This is a genomic window from Streptomyces yunnanensis (genome assembly GCF_029011865.1).
Lineage (GTDB): Bacteria > Actinomycetota > Actinomycetes > Streptomycetales > Streptomycetaceae > Streptomyces > Streptomyces yunnanensis.
Map to the genome: position 1 here is coordinate 7,289,049 of NZ_CP095749.1, position 19,209 is coordinate 7,308,257.

General features: G+C 72.3%; 15 protein-coding genes and 1 pseudogene. 6 read left to right on the forward strand and 10 right to left on the reverse strand.

All coding sequences use genetic code 11. The features are described from left to right. The first annotated feature begins 54 nt into the window (after positions 1-54). Complete coding sequence (locus MOV08_RS31790; protein WP_275309780.1) at positions 55-1,155, forward strand: Zn-dependent alcohol dehydrogenase; 1,101 nt, start codon at positions 55-57, stop codon at positions 1,153-1,155. A 31-nt stretch (positions 1,156-1,186) separates the two neighbouring features. On the opposite strand, the gene MOV08_RS31795 is transcribed toward MOV08_RS31790, so the two are convergent. Both MOV08_RS31795 and MOV08_RS31800 read right to left on the reverse strand, forming a co-directional pair. Continuing rightward, entirely contained in the window at positions 1,187-2,194 is a 1,008-nt protein-coding gene (locus MOV08_RS31795) for an urea transporter (protein WP_039637735.1), read from the reverse strand. A 58-nt stretch (positions 2,195-2,252) separates the two neighbouring features. Beyond that, positions 2,253-2,909: a TetR/AcrR family transcriptional regulator gene (locus MOV08_RS31800; RefSeq protein WP_275309782.1), complete on the reverse strand. Its 657-nt coding sequence runs from the start codon at positions 2,907-2,909 to the stop codon at positions 2,253-2,255. A gap of 264 nt (positions 2,910-3,173) precedes the next feature. Here MOV08_RS31800 and MOV08_RS31805 point away from each other — a divergent pair, with 264 nt between their 5' ends. Then, positions 3,174-4,343 (forward strand): RNA-guided endonuclease InsQ/TnpB family protein, encoded by a 1,170-nt coding sequence (locus MOV08_RS31805; RefSeq protein WP_275309783.1) that lies wholly within the window; start codon positions 3,174-3,176, stop codon positions 4,341-4,343. A 253-nt stretch (positions 4,344-4,596) separates the two neighbouring features. Further along, positions 4,597-5,220 (forward strand): TetR/AcrR family transcriptional regulator, encoded by a 624-nt coding sequence (locus MOV08_RS31810; RefSeq protein ID WP_275311952.1) that lies wholly within the window; start codon positions 4,597-4,599, stop codon positions 5,218-5,220. A gap of 54 nt (positions 5,221-5,274) precedes the next feature. Here the strand turns inward: MOV08_RS31810 and MOV08_RS31815 are convergent, their stop codons facing one another. After that, entirely contained in the window at positions 5,275-5,736 is a 462-nt protein-coding gene (locus tag MOV08_RS31815) for a MaoC family dehydratase (protein WP_039637738.1), read from the reverse strand. Positions 5,737-5,860: 124 nt separating this feature from the next. Between MOV08_RS31815 and soxR the strand changes: the two genes are divergently transcribed. Next, positions 5,861-6,424 (forward strand): redox-sensitive transcriptional activator SoxR, encoded by a 564-nt coding sequence (gene soxR, locus MOV08_RS31820; RefSeq protein WP_078875953.1) that lies wholly within the window; start codon positions 5,861-5,863, stop codon positions 6,422-6,424. Between the two features lie 37 nt (positions 6,425-6,461). Here the strand turns inward: soxR and MOV08_RS31825 are convergent, their stop codons facing one another. The 4 genes and pseudogenes from MOV08_RS31825 to MOV08_RS31840 all read right to left on the reverse strand — a co-directional run bounded on the left by MOV08_RS31825 (position 6,462) and on the right by MOV08_RS31840 (position 10,780). Further along, positions 6,462-7,904 carry an amidase gene (locus tag MOV08_RS31825; RefSeq protein ID WP_275309784.1) on the reverse strand — a complete coding sequence of 481 codons (1,443 nt, stop codon included), beginning with the start codon at positions 7,902-7,904 and terminating at the stop codon, positions 6,462-6,464. Between the two features lie 821 nt (positions 7,905-8,725). Then, positions 8,726-9,199, reverse strand: a pseudogene (locus tag MOV08_RS31830) (RNA-guided endonuclease InsQ/TnpB family protein); the annotation flags it as partial. A gap of 154 nt (positions 9,200-9,353) precedes the next feature. Then, positions 9,354-10,085 (reverse strand): 3-keto-5-aminohexanoate cleavage protein, encoded by a 732-nt coding sequence (locus tag MOV08_RS31835; protein ID WP_275311954.1) that lies wholly within the window; start codon positions 10,083-10,085, stop codon positions 9,354-9,356. Between the two features lie 80 nt (positions 10,086-10,165). After that, positions 10,166-10,780: a hypothetical protein gene (locus MOV08_RS31840; RefSeq protein WP_039637741.1), complete on the reverse strand. Its 615-nt coding sequence runs from the start codon at positions 10,778-10,780 to the stop codon at positions 10,166-10,168. Positions 10,781-11,044: 264 nt separating this feature from the next. Here MOV08_RS31840 and MOV08_RS31845 point away from each other — a divergent pair, with 264 nt between their 5' ends. Together MOV08_RS31845 and MOV08_RS31850 are read left to right on the forward strand one after the other, a co-directional pair. Beyond that, positions 11,045-13,867 carry a penicillin acylase family protein gene (locus MOV08_RS31845; RefSeq protein WP_275309785.1) on the forward strand — a complete coding sequence of 941 codons (2,823 nt, stop codon included), beginning with the start codon at positions 11,045-11,047 and terminating at the stop codon, positions 13,865-13,867. A 165-nt stretch (positions 13,868-14,032) separates the two neighbouring features. Continuing rightward, positions 14,033-15,073 carry a LysR family transcriptional regulator gene (locus MOV08_RS31850; RefSeq protein WP_039637744.1) on the forward strand — a complete coding sequence of 347 codons (1,041 nt, stop codon included), beginning with the start codon at positions 14,033-14,035 and terminating at the stop codon, positions 15,071-15,073. 19 nt (positions 15,074-15,092) lie between these two features. Here MOV08_RS31850 and MOV08_RS31855 read toward each other — a convergent pair whose 3' ends face one another. The 3 genes from MOV08_RS31855 to MOV08_RS31865 form a co-directional block, all read right to left on the reverse strand. Beyond that, complete coding sequence (locus tag MOV08_RS31855) at positions 15,093-16,418, reverse strand: MFS transporter (protein WP_275309787.1); 1,326 nt, start codon at positions 16,416-16,418, stop codon at positions 15,093-15,095. Positions 16,419-16,584: 166 nt separating this feature from the next. Further along, the gene (locus MOV08_RS31860; protein ID WP_275309789.1) at positions 16,585-17,889 is read right to left on the reverse strand and encodes an exo-beta-N-acetylmuramidase NamZ family protein; all 1,305 of its coding nucleotides are present in this window, start codon (positions 17,887-17,889) and stop codon (positions 16,585-16,587) included. A gap of 129 nt (positions 17,890-18,018) precedes the next feature. Beyond that, complete coding sequence (locus MOV08_RS31865; RefSeq protein WP_275309791.1) at positions 18,019-19,143, reverse strand: FAD-dependent monooxygenase; 1,125 nt, start codon at positions 19,141-19,143, stop codon at positions 18,019-18,021. Positions 19,144-19,209 lie beyond the last annotated feature (66 nt).

Genomic DNA, 19,209 nt, shown 5'->3' on the forward strand with positions numbered 1-19,209 from the left:
CACGCCCCGCCGCCCGTCACACCCGCCCCGCCGCCGACGCCCCGAGGAGACCCCGTGGTCCGCGCCGCCGTCCTGCCCGCCGTCAACGCCCCGCTCCGGGTGACCGAGATCGAACTGCCGGAGCCCGGCCCCGGCCAGGTCCGGATCAGGCTCGCCGCCGCCGGCGTCTGCCACTCCGACCTGTCGCTGTCCAACGGGACGCTGCGCCAGCCCGCCCCCGCCGTGCTCGGGCACGAGGGCGCGGGCACCGTCAGCGCGGTGGGGCCGGACGTGATTGGGGTGGCGGTCGGCGACCGGGTGGTCCTCAACTGGGCGCCGTCCTGCGGCGATTGCCACTTCTGCGGACTGGCCGAGCCCTGGCTGTGCGCCCATGCCGGCCGGGCCGCGGGCGCCCCGTACGCCACCCTCGGCGCCGACGGCAGCGCGCTCTACCCGGGCCTGGGCACCGCCGCGTTCGCCGAGGAGACCGTGGTGCCCGCGCACGCCGCGCTGCCGCTGCCGGACGGCATCCCGCTGGCCGACGCGGCCCTGCTCGGCTGTGCGGTGCTCACCGGCTGGGGAGCCGTCCACCACAGCGCCCGGGTCCGGGCGGGGGAGTCGGTGCTGGTCGTCGGCGTCGGCGGGGTGGGGCTGGCGACCCTGCAGGCGGCCCGGATCGCCGGGGCGGGCCCGATCGTGGCGGTGGACGTCTCGCCGGCGAAGGAGGAGTTGGCCCGGGCGGCCGGCGCCACCGACTTCCTGGTCGCCGACGGCCCGGCGTTCTTCGAGAAGGAGGGCGCCAAGCGGATCCGGGCGCTCACCGGCGGCGTCGGCGCCGATGTCGCCGTGGAGTGCGTGGGCCGCGCGGAGACCATCCGCGCGGCCTGGTCCGCCACCCGGCGCGGCGGCCGGACGACGGTGGTGGGCATCGGCGGCAAGGACCAGCAGGTCGCCTTCTCCGCCCTGGAGTTGTTCTACTTCGGCCGGACGCTCTCCGGCTGCGTCTACGGCAACAGCGATCCGGCCCGCGACCTGCCGGTGATCGCCGAGCACGTCCGCTCCGGCGCGCTCGACCTCTCCGCGCTGGTCACCGACCGGATCGGGCTGGACGGGATCCCGGCCGCCTTCGAGGCGATGCTCGCCGGGAAGGGCGGCCGGGCGCTGGTGGTGTTCTGAGCGGTCCGATGCACCGCCGGCCGCCGGCCGGTCAGCCCGTGGCCCGGCGCAGCCGCGGGAAGGCCGGCACGGCGGCCAGGAACACCAGCGACACCAGCACGAACGGCCAGGTGAAGGCGTGCCCGCCGGACGGCGCGAAGAGCGCGCCGAGCGCCGGGCTGAGCACGGTGGCGGTGATCGCACCGACCATCGCGTACCCCACGCTCCAGGCGTCGGTGACCAGGAAGACCCCGCCCAGCGCCATCGCCACCAGCACCGCGTCGTAGCCCATCAGGCCCTGGCGCACCTGGTCGGCGGGGGCGCCCAGCACCCAGGACGTCAGGATGCCGACGGCGCTGCCGGCGCAGGCCAGGGCGCCCATCCGGCGGTCGGCGAGGAAGATGCCGACGAGGAAGATCAGGCCGACGTACCACTGCGGCATCAGGAAGATCTCGCCGAAGTTGGCGAAGAAGGCGTGCCACAGGTCGGTGAAGCCGAGCGCGGTGGGCCCGGACGCGGTGCCGGGCAGCGCCGCCAGGGCGTCGGACAGGTGCCAGACGTGTTGGAAGCCCGGCGCGGCGACGGTGAGCGCGGTGGCCGTCAGGCAGAACGGCAGGGTGAAGGTGGGCAGTTCCCAGGTGCCCAGGAGCCGTGCGGCGGCGGCCGTGACGACCGTGACCGCCGCGCTGGCGGCGACCGCGACCAGCAGGGTCGACAGGTGGTCGGCGTGCAGGAAGACCGCGCAGGCGACCCCGACCAGGCAGGAGTTGAAGCCCTCCAGCCCGGCCGCGACCCGGCCGCGGTCCACGCCCAGCAGGCGCGCGGTGCCGGTGCCCACGGCCGCGCCCAGCAGCCCGTAGACGCCGTACCGCCATCCCGCGGCGCACAGCGCGATCGAGAAGACCAGCCCGGTCAGTGCGCTGGGCAGGAGGTCGACCTGCGCCTGTCCGCGCAGCACCTCCACGACGAACCGGCCCCAGCGGGGCGTCGACGGACGGGTCGCTGAGGGGTCGTGACTCTTGGCAACCGACGCTCCGTCGGCCGTGCTCGGCTGGCGCATATCCGCCTCCGCAGGACGCACATCGTCCCTGCCCGCCAGGGACTGATGCACTTTACATTCAAATCCTGGGCGGTCGTCCGGGTGGTGCCAGTTCCGGGTGATGCAGCGTCAGGCCGTCCACCAGCGCCAGCAGTCCGGCCTCGAACGCGCCCTCGTCCACCCGGCGTTGATGCTCGGCCAGCAGGTGCGCCTGGCCGAGGTGCGGGTAGGCGGCCGGGTCGTAGGCGCGCGGGTCGTCCACGAAGCCGCGGGCGAACGAGCCCAGCGCCGAGCCGGCGACGAAGTACCGCACCATGGCGCAGACCTTGGTGGCCAGGGCGGGCGGCCAGCCCGCCTCCACCATGCCGCCGAACGCCGTGTCGGCCATCTTCAGCCCGGCCGGCCGCAGGCCGGGGCCCTGGGCGAGGAACGGCACGATGTGCGGGTGGGCGGCCAGCGCGGCGCGGTAGGAGCGGGCCCAGTCCAGCAGGCCGGCCCGCCAGTCGGCGCCGGACGCCAGGGTCGAGACGTCGACCTGCGCGATGACCGTGTCGGCCACCGCGTCGAGGATCTCGTCCTTGGTCGTGAAGTGGTTGTAGAGGGAGGGGCCGCTCACGCCCAGTTCCGCCGCCAGCCGCCGGGTGGAGAGCGCCGCGAGCCCCTCCGCGTCGATCAGTGCCAGCGCGGTGGTGACGATGCGCTCGCGGCTCAGCAGGGGCTTGCGGGGTCGGGCCATGCCGCACATAGTAGGGGCTGCCCCACAAAAACTAGCACCGCTAATTAACGGTCCATCCCGCTCCCGCTCCGTTCCCGCCGACAAAGGGCCTGAGGACAACTTTCTTGGGCGCGGGCCCTTGCTTTGGCTGGGGGGAGCTCCTCGCTAGGCTGCTCTGGCCTGCGCTAATGATGTGAGAATTGGTCAACTTAGCGGTTTCGAGGTGGTGTTGCCGTGCTGTCCGGTCGCCGATATCGTCTCGCGCTCACGCCTGAGTAGGCGGAGTTGTGCGAGGAGTTCGGGAACATCTGCCGTGCGGTATGGAACGTCGCCCTCGACCAGCGCCGACAGTATCGGCGGCGGGGTGCGTGGATGAACTACGTGCCGCAGGCCGCCGAGTTGGCCGACGCCAAGAAGGAACATCTCTGGCTGAAGGCTGCGCCGTCGCATGTTCTGCAACAGACCCTCCGGGACCTCGACAAGGCGTGCCGGGAGCACGGCACGTTCAAGGTTTGCTGGCGGTCCAAGGCGCGTTGGTCTCCCTCGTTCCGGTTCCCCGCCGGAAACCGGGTCGTCGTGGAGCGCCTCGGCCGCAAATGGGGGCAGGCGAAGCTGCCGAAGCTGGGATGGGTGCGCTTTCGCTGGTCGCGTCCGCTCGGCGGTGAGATCCGTTCGGCTACCGTCAGCCGAAAGGGCCGTCACTGGTTCGTGTCGTTCCTCGTGGACGACGGCCTGAAGACGCCCGAGCGGCACGCTATACCCGGCACAGCGGTCGGGATTGACCGGGGCGTGAAAGCGGCGGCCGTCACCTCCGACGGCGACTTCCACGACCGGCCGTTCATCACCGATGGCGAGACCAAGCGGTACCGGCGTCTTCGGCAGCGCCTCGCCCGGGCGCAGAAGGGCAGCCGGAACCGCCGTAAGACGCTCGACGCGATGAACCAGATCACGGGCCGCGTCACGGACCGGCGCGGTGACTTCTGCGCGCAGACCGCCACCCGGATCGTCACAAAGAACGCCCTGGTGGTCCTCGAAGACCTGCGGATCAAGAACATGTCCGCCTCCGCGTCCGGAACCATCGAGGCCCCAGGTTCCCGCGTGGCCCAGAAACGGGGCCTGAACCGGGCCATCCTCGACAAGGGATGGCACCGCCTCGAACTCACCCTCACCAGCGCGGCCCGCTATACCGGCACGCGCGTGGTGAAGGTCAATCCCGCGTACACGTCGCAGCGGTGCTCCGCCTGCGGCTTCGTCGCCGAGAACAACCGCGAAAGCCAAGCGGTCTTCCGGTGCAAAGCCGCAGGCTGCGGACACACCGCGCACGCCGATGTCAACGCCGCCATCACCATCAAACACGCGGCCGGGCAGGCCGTGTCAGCCTGTGGAGACCTCGGCATCAGCCAGTCTGCGAAGCAGGAACCCGTAAGCCGGGCGACCGGCCGAACCCCCTCATAGGAGAATCCCCCGCGTTCACGAGGGGGAGGAAGCCAAGACCCTCTACGAGGCACCACCAACCACCACCAGCACCCAGCCAGATCCAGAAGCTCCTCATCGGCCGCGCCCTGACCGGCGTCTCCGCCTTCTGGCCGGCCCGTCCGCCGCCCGCCGGGAGCCCGGCGAGCGGCCCTAAGCGCTTGCTCAGCGACGCGGTATGGTGTTCGATCCGGCAGAGGAAGGCCCCTGGCGGATCGAGGAGCGGGGAGCGGCGATGAGTGCGGCCGAGCGGGCGGCGGAGGAGAGCGGCGAGTGGTCCGGGGTGACCCCGGACGCCGCACGGCGGCTGGTCAGCGCGGCCGTCCAGGCGTTCGCCGAGCGCGGCTACCACGCCACCACCACCCGTGACATCGCCGGCCGCGCCGGGATGAGCCCGGCCGCGCTCTACATCCACTACAAGACCAAGGAAGAGCTGCTCTACCGGATCAGCAGCACCGGCCACGAGAAGGCGCTGCGCATCATGGGCGCCGCCGCCGAGGCCGGGGGCAGCGCCACCGACCGGCTCCGCGACGCGGTGCGCACCTTCGCCCGCTGGCACGCCGAGCACCACACCACCGCCCGGGTCATCCAGTACGAGCTCCAGGCGCTCGGCCCGGACCACTACGCCGAGATCGCCGGGCTGCGCCGGCGCACCGACCGGCTGCTCCGGCAGATCATCCAGGACGGCGCGGACAGCGGGGAGTTCCGGGTGGACGACGTCCCCGGCACCACCCTGGCCGTGCTGTCGCTGTGCGTGGACGTCGCCCGCTGGTTCTCCGCCGACGGCCCGCGGACGCCCGACGAGGTCGGCGCGCTCTACGCCGACCTCGTCCTGCGGATGGTCGGCGGCTCCGTCTGAGAGCCGCCCACCGACCAGGCCCTGCCCGGTGGGGCAGGGACGGACGGCGACGACCTACAGATGGAACCGGCTGACCGACTCCGCCACGCACACCGGCTTCTCGCCGCCCTCCCGCTCGACCGTCACCAGCGTGGTGAGCTGCACCCCGCCGGTCACCTCGGCCACCTCCGCGATCCGGGCCCGGGCCCGCAGCCGGGAGCCGACCGGGACGATGGCCGGGAAGCGCACCTTGTTGGTGCCGTAGTTGATGCCCATCTTCACGTTGTCCACCCGCATCAGCTGCGGGACCAGGACCGGCAGCAGCGACAGGGTCAGATACCCGTGCGCGATGGTCGTGCCGAACGGGCCGGCCGCGGCCTTCTCCGCATCGACGTGGATCCACTGGTGGTCGCCGGTGGCCTCCGCGAACAGGTCGATCCGCTTCTGGTCGATCTCCAGCCAGTCGCTGGGGCCCAGCTCCTCGCCGATCGCCGCCCGCAGCTCCTCGACCGACCCGAACACCCGGGGCTCTGCCATCCTCGTCCGCCTCCTCAGCCGATTACTAAGCGCTTGCTCAGCATGCGAGGGCGGGCGCCCGCTGTCAACGCCCCGGCCGCAGGCCGCCCCGGAGGTCCCCCGGACAGGCCGTAGGGTGGGCCGCGTGCCCCAGCTTCCGTTCAAGGTCCACGAACTCTCCGTCGGCCAGCTCTCCGCGCGCAGCGGCGCGGCCGTCTCCGCCCTGCACTTCTACGAGTCCAAGGGACTGATCAGCAGCACCCGCACGGCCGGCAACCAGCGCCGCTACACCCGCGAGACGCTGCGCCGGGTCGCCTTCATCCGGGCCGCCCAACGGGTCGGGATCCCGCTCGCGGTGATCCGCGACGCCCTGGCCGAGCTGCCGGACGAGCGCACCCCCAACCGCGAGGACTGGGCGCGGCTCTCGGAGGTCTGGCGCACCGAACTCGACGAGCGGATCGGCCAACTCGTCGAGCTGCGCGACCGGCTGACCGACTGCATCGGCTGCGGCTGCCTCTCGCTGCAGACCTGCGCGCTGTCCAACCCCTACGACAACCTCGGCGAACAGGGCCCCGGCGCCCGCCGGCTGCGGGTGGACCGCCGCACCGTCGACCCGACGCCGACGCCCGCGCCGCACGACGACACCGACGCCCACGCCGGCACCCGCGCCCCGGACGCGCTGAGCTGCGCGCCCGGGGAGGAGTGCTAGGGCCTGTCGTCGAACTCCCGCTGTTCCGGCCGTCGGTTCACCAGACGGGCGGCTTGCGGTGTGCCCACGGGCGGGCCGCCTCCAACTGCGCGGAGAGCGCGATCAAGGTGGCCTCGTCGCCGTAGCGGCCGGCCAGCATCACGCCGATCGGCAGCCCCTCGGCGTTCCAGTGCAGCGGGACGTTGACCGCGGGCTGGCCGGTGGCGTTGTAGAAGGCGGTGAACGGCGTGAAGCGGCCGATCGCGGCGAACTCGGCCTGCGGATCGGCGTCGTCGCGCAGCGCGCCGACCAGGGGCGGCGGCGCGGCCACGGTGGGGGAGAGGATCACGTCGTAGCCGGTGCCGGGCGGCATCAGCTCGTCGGCGAGGGTCTGGGCGAGGGCCCGGAAGGCGTACAGGGAGCTGCCGAAGGCGGTGCCGGAGACGTCCCGGCCGCGGGCCCGCAGATAGCGGGTGAGCGGCATCAGCAGCTCCTCGCCGCCCGGCGGGACCGGGCGGTTGGCGGCCATCACCGACCAGACCCGGGTGAAGGCGTGCAGGATCCGGTCGTCGACCGGGAAGCTCAACTCCTCGGGCCGGTGGCCGAGTTCGTCGAGCAGTGTCACGGTCTCGTCGACCGCGGTGCGGCAGTCCGGGTGCACCTCGACGTCCGGGAGCGGCGCCTGGGCCAGCACCGCTATCCGCAGGCTGCCGGGGTCCCGGCGGACCTGGCCGGCGAAGGTCTCCCCGGGCGGCAGGGACGGGGCGGCGTACGGGTCGCCGGGCCGGGTGCCCGCCAACACGTCCAGCAGCGCCGCCGCGTCGGCCACCGTGCGGGCCAGCGGGCCGGAGGTGCTCAGGCCCGTGACGTCGTGCAGCACCGGGCCGCCGCTGACCCGGCCGCGGCTGGGCTTGATGCCGTAGAGCCCGCACGCCGACGCCGGGATGCGGATCGAACCGCCGCCGTCGCTGGCGTGCGCGACCGGCGCCAGCCCGCCGGCCACCGCCGCGGCCGCGCCACCGCTGGAGCCGCCCGCCGAGCGGGTCGGGTCCCAGGGGGTGCGGGCGGGCGGGGCGAGCGCGTTCTCGGTGTAGCAGGGCAGCCCGAACTCGGGGGTGTTGGTCTTGCCCAGCAGGACGGTGCCGGCCCGGCGCAGCGCGGCGGCGACATGGTCGTCGACGTCCGGGACATGGTCGGCCAGCGCGGCCGACCCCATCGTGCAGCGCACCCCGGCGACCTGGTTGAGGTCCTTCACGGGCACCGGGACGCCGTGCAGCGGCGGCAGCGCGCGGCCCTCGCGACGGGCCGCGACGGCCTCGCTCTCGGCCTCCGCGGCCTGCTTGCGGGCGATCTCGGGGGTACGGGTGAGGAAGGCGCCCAGGGTGTCGTCCAGCCGGTCGATCCGCGCGAGGTAGTGCTCGGTGAGCTCGACCGGGGACAGCTCCCCGGACCGGATCTCCTCGGCCTGTTCGAGCGCGGTCAGGTCGTGCAGTTCGGCCATGGACGTCCACACCCTCTCGTCAGGGCCCGTGCGGCCCGGATGCCGCACGGGTGGGGCGGGCCGGCCCCGGCGCGCGCGACCTCCGGTGATCAGCCCGTCAACAGTGTTTCAGTTTGCGGGTCAACTCTTGGTGTGCTTCCCGGCTTGGGGGCCGGGGATGCCCGTTGCGGTCGTTTGACCGTCGCGATGGCTTCCTGCTTCAACGCGCTGTGCCGGGACTTTCGTCTCGGTCTTAACCTGTGCTCCGCGAGGCGTTTAACCTGCCCTCAAACATTGATCGTGTGCGGCAGAATAAACATCATGCGACTGTGCGGGAAGGGCTGTGGAAGGCCAACCATCAAGGATGGCGATCGATACTGTCGAGAGTGCCGGAATGCCTACAACCGAGAGTGGCGCAAGGCCAACCCGGGCAAGAGGAGTGCCTCCCACCGAAAGTGGCGGGATAAGCAGGCTCTCCTGAACAGGTGTCACAAGTGCACCCGCACCGTCTGCGAGTTCTCCACAGATCGCTGCTTGGTCCACTACCTTGCCCGCCGGGCACGGAAGGCTCTAGGGGCCGAAACGGTGGCTGGCGCGAAACGCCTGATCGCTGCTTTTGAACAGCAGGAGGGTCGTTGCCCCTACACCGGACGGAAGCTGACCTACGGGACGGCCGAGATCGACCACGTACACCCGCGTTCGAAGGGAGGGCGTGAGGCTCTGACCGTGGACAACGTGGAGTGGGTCCATCCAGACGTGAATCGAGCAAAGTCGGGTATGAGCCGCGAGGAGTTCATCGAGCTCTGCCATGACATCGCGGCGTGGCTTGGTCCGCGGACCTAGAGGACGGTCGGTGTGGCAGGCAGCGGCCGGGACCACGCCACCTTGATGTTCCCGACCTTAGCCACATACACCGCGCCGTTCTCCCCAACGGAGAACGCGTTGGTGGTCACACGGATTGACTGCCGGGACTCCTTCTTCGACTTGTACCGGGGTGGCGCGACCTTCGGACCGCTACGGCTGCCCCTGACCGAGTCGAAAAAATTCTTGTAGGCGGTGTCCAGATCCCGCAAGGACTGCTGAAGAACGACCGCCGACACCTCGGCGAGCCAGGCGCGTTCCTCGGTCTGCTTCGCCTGTGTGATGCGAAACCGCGACAACTCGGCCGACTTCACGTAGGGCAGCCCCGCCGCATGCGCGTCTTTCCGGTCGCGCAGGCAGTCGTTCCATACAACACGGGCACACCCGAACGCACGCGCCAACGCGCGACGTTGAGAGGCGTTCGGGTACGCACGGTAGTTGTAGCGAAGCTGCATGCACGCAAGCCTACGAGGGTTGGCCTCACGGATCAGGAGAACGAGTTTCTTCGTGGACGGTAGGTAGGTTCAGTGGTGCCCGTGTACTGGAATTCGTGGGTGCGGCACCACGGGGCGGTCGGGGACGCGCATGCCGCGGAACGTACCGGCTGGATCAGGCGCGGGGAAGGCCGCCCGTCAACGCGACGGCACAGGACACCAGAGAGCCGTTGCCGACGGCTGGCGAGCCGTCGGGCAGCGCGAGGGTGTCCTCGACGCCGATGCGGCTGGCCAGGCCCAACTCCCCGGCCAGCCGCAGCACCGGCCAGGCGCCGCCGTCGAAGCCGTGCAGCAGCACCGGGCGGCCGTGCGGTATCCGCGCCAGCTCGGCGAGCAGCGCCCGGGCGGTGTCGGGCGCGGTGCGCGGGTCGGTGTCGTCGATGACCTCGGCCAGCACCCGCAGCACCCGTGGTGCGAAGGGCGACGCGGCGAACCGGGCGGCGGCCTCGGTGTCCGCCCAGATGCCCGCCTCTATGGCGACGCCGCGCTCCAGCAGCGCGGCGGCGACCGTATCGGCGCCGTCCTCGTGCCAGTTGACCGAGGCGTGGTCGGGGAGCACCGTCCAGGACGCGATCCGCTCCGCCCGGCGCCGGGGGTCTGGCTCGGCCCAGGCGCCGGTCGTCACGCCCACCGGGACGTCCACCGCCTCCCGTATCGCCTCCAGGGCCGGGCCGACCACCCCCGGCGAGAGGGAATCCTGGCCGCACGGGGTCTTGGGATGGACATGGACGTCCTGCGCGCCGGCCGCGACCGCCTGCCGCGCCGCTTCCGCGAGCGCGGCCGGCGACAGCGGCACGGCCGACGAATCGGCGGCCGTGCGGGCGCCGTTGAGACATACCTGAAGCATCTGGAGCATGTGTCCGATGATGGCAGAGGGGTCCGACAAGCGCCCCGTGCACGGGGGGACGGCGCCGCGCGGAGCGGGGGTCAGGCCGCCGCGGCGGCCCGCGCGCCGGGCATTCCGGCGGCGGTGTGCAGCGCCTCCGGGGTCAGTACGGACGCCGGGGCCAGCACCCCGCACTCCCGGCAGGCCGGGCCGGTGGCCGGGCAGCCGTCCGGGCCGGGGACCCACGCGAAGCGGGTGCCGCCGCAGACCGGGCAGTCGCGGCGCGGGCGGCCCGCCTCCATCGCCGCGATCATGCGGCGCAGCACCTCGGAGAGGCGGGCCGCCGGGTGCCGCTGCGGGGAGGCGCAGGGCACGATGTCGTAGCCGCCCCAGGTGCGGCGGTGCCATTCGTCCAGCGCGCTGGGCTGGCGGATGCCGTGGTGCTTCTCGCGGCGGCGCCGGGCGGCGAACTCCTCCTCGTAGGCGAGCCAGAGGGCGCGCGCCTCTTCCAGCTCGGCGAGCGCGGCCATCAGCCGCGCCGGATCGGGGTCGCGGTCCTGGAGGGCGAATCCGGCCCTGGTGCACAGATGGTGCCACGTCGCGCGGTGCCCGTAAGGGGCGAAGCGCTCCAGGCACTTGCGCAGGGCGGTGCGCCGCCGAACGGTGACGAGTCGCGGATTACGGACCTGTTCTGCGAGGGCTCTGAAACCGGCCATGGTGCTTCCACCTCCGAGGAGGATCCCGACTGGACAGGGAATGGACGTAGTCGGCCGCCACCTGGATCCATCGAACTCTCTTGCGGTTTTGGGTGGCGATGTGACGGGGTGTCCGGCCGTGCGACGCCCACCGACATCTGCCCGCTGTGGGGAATTCGAAAAGGTGACTGTTGTTCATCTTCCCGTCATGAGTAACCGCCGGTAACGTCCGGCCCACCTTCCCCGGGCTCTCCAAGAGCAGCGGGACCCCCTCGAGGAGCAGGAATGCAGCGACGTACCGGAAGGCTCAGGACCGCCGCAACGGCAGCCCTGTTCGCCTTGGGTGCCACGTTCTTGGCACCGCCCCCCATCGCGACCGCGGCCGTGCCGCACGACGTCGACGACTACTGCCAGGGCCAGTGCGCGGACATCCTGCCGCCCGGCGCGACGGGCAACGCCACCCTGGTGCAGATCCTCGGCAACAAGCTGTTCGGCACCCATCCGCCGCACGCCACCGACCAGATCGCCCCCTACAACGCCCTGGCCGGCGGCTACCGTTCGCTCACCGACGACACCCTCACCGACTTCTTCAACGACGCCTCCTTCGGCGTCCCGAAGGACCAGGTCGCCTCGGTGAGCACCCCGCGTCCGGACGTCAGCATCACCCGCGACAAGAAGACCGGCGTCCCGCACATCAAGGGCACCACCCGCTACGGCACCGAGTACGGCGCCGGCTACGCCGCGGGCCAGGACCGGCTGTGGCTGATGGACCTCTTCCGGCACATCGGACGCGGCGAGCTGACCTCCTTCGCCGGCGGCGCCCTCGCCAACCAGGGCCTGGAGCAGCAGTTCTGGCCCTCGGCCCCGTACACCGAGGCCGACCTCCAGGCGCAGGTCGACGCCATCCGCAACAACAACGGTGCGCGCGGCAAGCAGGCCATGGCGGACGCCCAGGCGTACGTGGACGGCATCAACGCCTACCGCGAACAGTCCAAGAACGGCCGCTACTTCCCCGGCGAGTACGTCGTCACCGGCCACATCGACGCGCTCACCAACGCCGGTGAGATCCAGCCGTTCAAGCTCACCGACCTGATAGCCCTGGCCTCCGTCGTCGGCGGCCTCTTCGGCAACGGCGGCGGCGGCGAGGTGCCGTCCGCCCTCGCCCTGCTCTCCGCCCAGCAGCAGTACGGCCTGGAGAAGGGCACCAAGGTCTGGGAGTCCTTCCGCGAGCGGAACGACCCCGAGGCGGTCAAGACCCTGCACGACGGCCAGAGCTTCCCCTACGCCGTCAAGCCCGCCAAGGCCAAGGGCACCGCGCTGCCCGACCGTGGCTCGGTCACCCCCGAGCCGCTGGTCTTCGACCGCACCGGCGCCGCCGCCTCCAAGAGCGCCACCCCGCCCCGCGACCCGGTCAAGGCCCCGGAGAAGTACCGGAAGTTGGAGGGCCTCTTCAAGGACGGCGTGCTGCCCAAGGGGAGCTTCGACCCGACCCAGCACCGCGGGATGTCCAACGCCCTGCTGGTCTCCGGCAAGCACACCGCCAGCGGCCACCCGGTCGCCGTCTTCGGCCCGCAGACCGGCTACTTCGCGCCCCAGCTGCTGATGCTCCAGGAGATCCAGGGCCCCGGCATCAGCGCCCGCGGCGCCTCGTTCGCCGGCGTCGGGATGTACGTCCAGCTCGGCCGCGGCCAGGACTACGCCTGGAGCGCCACCTCCGCCGGCCAGGACATCACCGACACCTACGCCGTCGACCTGTGCAACGCGGACGGCTCGCAGCCCACCAGGGAGTCCACCTCCTACCGCTACCACGGCCGCTGCCTGCCGATGGAGAAGCTGGAGCGCACCAACTCCTGGAAGCCCACCGTCGCCGACCCCACCGCGGCCGGCTCGTACCGGATGCAGGTCTTCCGCACCACGTACGGCACCGTCACCCACCGCGCCACCATCGGCGGCAAGCCCGTCGCCTACACGGCGCTGCGCTCCACCTACCGCCACGAGGCCGACTCCATCATCGGCTTCCAGATGCTCAACGACCCGTCGTACGTCCACGACGCCAAGAGCTTCCAGCAGGCCGCGCAGCACATCGGCTACGCCTTCAACTGGTTCTACGCCGACTCCCGCGACATCGCGTACTACAACAGCGGCCTCAACCCCGTCCGCAACCCCGATGTCGACCCGGCGCTGCCGGTCAAGGCCGAACCGGCCTACGAGTGGAAGGGCTTCGACCCCGCCACCAACACCACCGCCTACACCCCGCCCGCCCAGCACCCGCAGTCGATCGACCAGGACTACTACGTCTCCTGGAACAACAAGCAGGCCAAGGACTACGACTCGGCCGGCTTCGGCAACGGCCCGGTGCACCGCGCCAACCTGCTCGACGACCGGGTGCGCGCGCTCACCCGGGACGGCGGGGTCACCCGGGCCTCCCTGACCCGGGCGATGGCCGACGCCGCCCTCACCGACCTGCGCGGCGAGGACGTCCTGCCCGAACTGCTGCGGGTCCTGGGCAGCAAGCCGGTCACCGACCCCGCGCTGCGCGGTGCGATCCAGCGGCTGGACGCCTGGCGCAAGGACGGCGCCCAGCGCCGCGAGACCACCCCCGGCTCGCACACCTACGCCCACTCCGACGCGGTCCGGCTGATGGACGCCTGGTGGCCGCTGATGGTCCAGGAGACCTTCCGGCCCGGCCTCGGCACCGACCTCTACGACGCGGTGCGCGCCAACCTCGCGATCGACGAGTCCCCGTCGGCCGGCCACGGCCCCACCGGCGCGCACGCCGGATCGGCCTTCCAGTACGGCTGGTGGAGCTATGTCGACAAGGACCTGCGCGCGGTGCTCGGCGACCGCGTCCAGGGCCCGCTCGCCGCACGCTACTGCGGCAACGGCGACCTCTCCGCCTGCCGCGACACGCTCCTGGCCACCCTCCGCCAGGCCGACGCGCGGACCGCCGCCCAGGTCTACCCGGGCGACGACAACTGCAAGGCCGGCGACCAGTGGTGCGCGGACTCGATCGTCCACCGCGCGGTGGGCGGTCTGACCCACGACAAGATGAGCTGGCAGAACCGCCCCACCTACCAGCAGGTGGTGGAATTCCCCGCCCACAGGTAGCGGAGCGAACGACACGGGCCCCGGGGTGCGCACACCCCGGGGCCCCGCTGTATTTCCCAGCGGTTTCCGCGATGAGCCGGAAACCGCCTCGGCTCCGGACGAGTTTTCGGGACGGCTATGCTGCTCATCCCTGAATCTGGGGGAAGGGAAAGCGAGTAGGGGCACATGGCCGCGTCAGGTCCGCAGCAGTACCCGAGTCCGCAGCAGTACCCGACGGAGCTGCTGGACACCACGATGGACCAGCTGCGCACGCTGATCACGGTGCACGAGGAGGGCACCGCGCTGGCTGCGGCCCGCCGGCTGGGCCGCGAGCAGTCCAGCGTGCAGAAGCAACTCGACACCATGAACCGCACCTTCGCGGCGCTCTGCGGCGAGGAGTTGGTCCTCAAGCAGGGCCGGGGCCGCGATGCGCTGTTCACCGCCACCGGCGAGGCCCTGGTCGAACTGGCCCGGCGCACCCTCGGCGCGTGGTCCGCGGGCGTCCACGGCGCCCGCCGCCGCCTCGGCCGCACGCTCTCCGTCGGCACCACCCGCTACACCCTCGGCTTCCTCCTGGACGCCGTGGAGTACGTCAGCGAGGACTTCGACCGCGAGGGCGTCGACCTGAAGATCACCCATGTCCGCACCGCCGACCTCTTCACCAAGCTCCGCTCCCAGGAGCTGGACCTGGTGTGCGGCAGCGTCGTGGTCACCGAGGGCGAGGAGGCCGCCCAACTCGCCCCGTACGAGGTGATGGAGTGGCGGCGCAGCGGGCTGTCCCTGCTCACCAACCTGCCGCCGGAGCGGCTGCCCGGCGGCTCGTTCCCCGCCGGTGAACTGCCGCGGCTGCCGCTGGTGGTCTCCACGGGCGGGCTGATCGACCGCTTCCTGACCGCCTGGTACGGCAGCGACTACCGCCAGAAGCTGACCGTGGCCGCCGAGATCGAGGCCGCCCACTACGGCTTCGAGCTGCTCCGCTCTGGGGTGGTCAGCGGCGCGATGCTGGTCACCAGGGGCCTGGGGGAGGCGGCGTCGGACGGTCACCTCCCGGAGGCCGGCGGCCTGCGCACCCTGGAGGTCACCGGGGACGTCGGCCCCCGCACGGAGGTCCTGGTCGGCGTCTTCACCCGGCGCGGCGAGCGGGACTCCTACGGGCCGGAGCACCCGCTCAACCGCCTCTGGGAGGTGCTCTCCTGGGAGAGCGAGCGCTGGTGGCTCCGGCCCTGAAGGCCCCCAAGGGGGCGGGTCAGCCCAGGAGTTCGCGTTCCCTGGTCTCCGGCAGCGCCAGCACGCATCCCAGCGACACCAGCGCCATCGCGCTCACGTACCACCCCACCGACGCCGAACCGAACGCCGCCTGGAGCCGGGTGGCGACCAGCGGCGCGACCGCCCCGCCCAGCACCCCGCCGAGGTTGTAGGCGAGCGACGCGCCCGAGTAGCGGACCGTGGTCCCGAACAGCTCCGGCAGATAGGCGCCCATCGGGCCGTAGACCACGCCCATGCAGAACAGCGCGCCGCCGATGCCCAGGGCGATCAGCACCGGCTGCCGGGTGTCCAGCAGCGGGAAGAGGGCCGGCCCCCACACCAGCGCGAGCCCGGAGCCGCCCAGGATCAGCGTGCGGCGTCCGCGGCCGTCGGAACGGGTGGCCGCCAGCCAGGTGCCCGCCGCCAGGAACAGGCAGGCGACCAGGGAGAGTCCGAGCATGGTGGTGCGGGGGATCCCCAGGGTGCCGGTGGCGTATGCGAGGCAGTAGGTCGTGGCGGTGTAGAAGAGCCCGTAGGCGATGACCATCCCGCCGGCACCCAGCAGCAGCTCCCGCGGATGCCGCCGGAAGACGTCCACGGCCGGGACCCGGCTGGCCTCCTGGGCGTCCAGCACCTTGGCGAAGACCGGCGTCTCGCTGATCTTCAGCCGGACGAACAGCCCCACCCCCACCAGCAGGAACGACAGCAGGAACGGCACCCGCCAGCCCCACGACCGGAAGGCCGCGTCGCTCATCGCCTCGGACAGCAGCCAGAACACCCCGGTCGCCGCGAAGAAACCGACGGACGGCCCGAGTTGCGGGAAGGCGGCGTACAGCCCCCGCCGTCCGCGCGGCGCGTGCTCGACGGCCAGCAGCGCCGCCCCGCCCCACTCGCCGCCCAGCCCGATCCCCTGGAGGAAGCGCAGCAGGATCAGCAGCAGCGGCGCCCAGATCCCCCACGTCCCGTAACCGGGCAGCAGGCCGACGAGCGCCGTGGACAGGCCCATCAGCAGCAGCGAGGCGACCAGTACCGACTTGCGGCCGACCCGGTCGCCGAAGTGCCCGAAGACCACCGACCCGAGCGGTCGGGCGGCGAACGCCACCGCATAGGTGGAGAACGACGCGAGGGTGGCGTTGACCGGGTCGAGCGTCGGGAAGAACGCCTGGTTGAGCACCAGGGCCGCGGCCGTGCCGTAGATGTAGAAGTCGTAGAACTCGATGGCGGTCCCGATGAACGAGGCCACGGCCACCCGCCGCAGGCTCTCCCCGCCGGCCGGCGCCGCGTCCGGGGACGCCGCCGGCTTCGCTGATGTCGCGTCACTGTGCACGAGCCGCACTCTCTTGGTCGGTGCACGGGGCAGTCAATAGCCGAAATGATCTATCTCGGATGGTGAGATATCGGGCACGGCCCTGCCGTTCGGCCACCACACCTGCCCGGACCGCCCCGAACGTCCCCGAACGCCCCCGCACAACCCCGTCCACCGCCAACGGCCCCTACGGATACCGCAGATACCGCTCCCGCACCCGCCGGAAGCGCCCGAGCCGCTCCGCCCAGGCCCCCGCGATCTCCTCGACCCCCGCGCCCGCGTCGATCATCGTGCGGACGGTGTCGGTGCCGGCCAGTCGGTCGAAGTGGTCGGCGCGCCAGGCGAAGTCCTTCCACAGGCGCCGGACGGTGACCAGGAGCCCGATGCCGGTCCGCACCGGGTCGAAGACGGCCCGGTCGTGGACGTGGAGTTGGAGGCCGCCGATCGTCCTGCCCTGGAACTTGGAGAAGGTCGGGGCGAAGTACGCCTCGCGGAAGTACACGCCGGGCAGGCCCAGTTCGGCGGCGGCCTCGGCCCAGCGGCGGTCCAGGCCCTCGGCGCCGAGGAGTTCGAAGGGGCGGGTGGTGCCGCGGCCCTCGGAGAGGTTGGTGCCCTCGAACAGGCAGGTACCGGCGTAGGCCAGGGCGGTGTCGGGGGTGGGCATGTTGGGGCTCGGGGGCACCCAGGGGAGCCCGGTCGCGTCGAAGAAGTCGGTGCGGCGCCAGCCGGTCATCCGGACCGTCTCCAGCGGCACCGGGCGCCCGGCGGCGGCCGGCACGAACACGCCGTTGAAGAGCAGCGCCAGCTCGACCACCGTCATGCCGTGCGCCTGCGCGATCGGCTCCCGGCCGACGAAGGAGGAGTACCGCCGGTCCAGCACGGGCCCGGCCGCGGCCCGGCCGGTCACCGGGTTGGGGCGGTCCAGCACCACGAACCGCTTGCCGGCCAGGACGGCCGCCACCATGCAGTCGTAGAGCGTCCAGATGTAGGTGTAGAAGCGGGCGCCGACGTCCTGGATGTCGAAGACCACGGTGTCCACGCCGGAGGCGATGAAGATGTCGGCGAGCTCCCGGCCGCTCTTGTCGTAGGTGTCGTAGACGGGCAGGCCGGTGGCCGGGTCGTCGTAGCGGCCCTCCGAGCCGCCGGCCTGGGCGGTGCCCCGGAAGCCGTGCTCCGGCCCGAAGACGGCGGCGAGCCGGACCCGGGGGTCGGCGTGCATCACGTCCACGATGTGCCGGATCCCCCCGCGCCCGGCCTCGCTCGCGCGGGAGGTGCCCCCACTCGTGACGCCGGTGGGGTTGGTGACGATGCCGACCCGCCGGCCGTCCAGGAGGCGGTAGCCGTCGGCGGCCAGGCGGTCGAAGCCGGTGCGCACCCGCCGGCCGTGGGCACCCGGCGCGGCCTGGGCGGCGGCCGGGCCCGCGGAGACCGCTGCCGCGGCCGCCCCGGTCGCCGCCAACTGCCCCAGCAGAACACGTCTCGACAGAGCCATGCGCACACCTCCGTGAGCGGTGGTCGACTCGATGTGTGTCGTGGGCACGCTAACGCTCGGCGGCCCGGTGCGGAACGCGCCGGGCCGGTCCTCGTGGCGGAGCGGGGCGGGCGGCGTCGGCCGGGGCGGTCAGTCCTCCAGCGCGAGCGCGCGCTTGGCCCGGTCGACGGAAGCCTCGGAGGCCGGTCCGCCGGGATTCTCCACGGCGAGCGCCTGGTTGAGCGCGACGAACGGGCGCATCCGCTCCTCGTAGCGGGCGAAGGCCGCGCGGTGGTCGTCGCCCGCACCGCGCAGGGCGGCGGCCAGGACATGCGCCCCCACGAGGGCGAGGCTGGTCCCCTGGCCGGACAGCGGCGAGGCGCAGTACCCCGCGTCGCCGAGCAGCACGGTCCTGCCGTGCGACCAGCGGTCCATGTGGACCTGCGTCATCGCGTCGGAGTAGAAGTCGGACGCCTCCCACAGGGCCTTCAGTAGCCGCGGGGTCTCCCAGCGCAGGGCCGCCATCCGGTCGGCGACGAGGCGCTTGTGCGCCGCGGTGTCGAGCGGCCCGGCGGGCAGCGGCCCGGCCGCGAAGCCGAACGAGATCCGCAGCTCGGTGTTGTCGCGCACCGGGTAGATGCCGTAGCCGGCCTCGCCGTCCCTGAGCCACAGTTGCCAGTCGTCCAGGCCCAGGAAGTTGTCCGCGGTGAAGATCGCCAGGTGCATGCCCAGGTGGCGGGTGAACCGCTCCTTCGGTCCGAAGCCCAGCCGCCGCACCGCCGAATGCAGGCCGTCGGCCCCCACGACCAGGTCGAACGTGCGGGGGCGGCCCCGCTCGAAGGTGACGCGTATCCCGCCCCCTGCCCCTCCGTCCTCGTCCTGGTCCAGCGCCGTGATGCGGTCGTCGAAGACGAACTCGACGCCGGCACCGGCCTGTTCGTGCAGGACGTGGACCAGGTCCTCGCGCAGCAGCTCGATGTCCTCGCTCGCCAGCCGGCCGCTGCTGAAGGTCGTCTCGGTCGAGCGGTGGACCTCCCTGCCGTCCCCGTCCAGCACCGACATGCCGCGCATCCGGGTGCGGTGCGCGCGGACCCGGTCCAGCAGCCCCATCCGCTCGACGACATCGAGTGCGGTGCCCCGGATGTCGACGGCCTGGCCGCCGCGGCGCCGGCCCGGCGTGTGTTCCACCACCGTCACGGCGACCCCGTCGCGGTGCAGCCAGTGGGCGAGTGCGGATCCGGCGACCCCGGCGCCGGAGATGAGCACGGTCTTCATACACGCTCCTTCATACGCTGTACGCGCCTGAATGTACGGCGTATGCGCAGCGCCGCCAACTGCCCA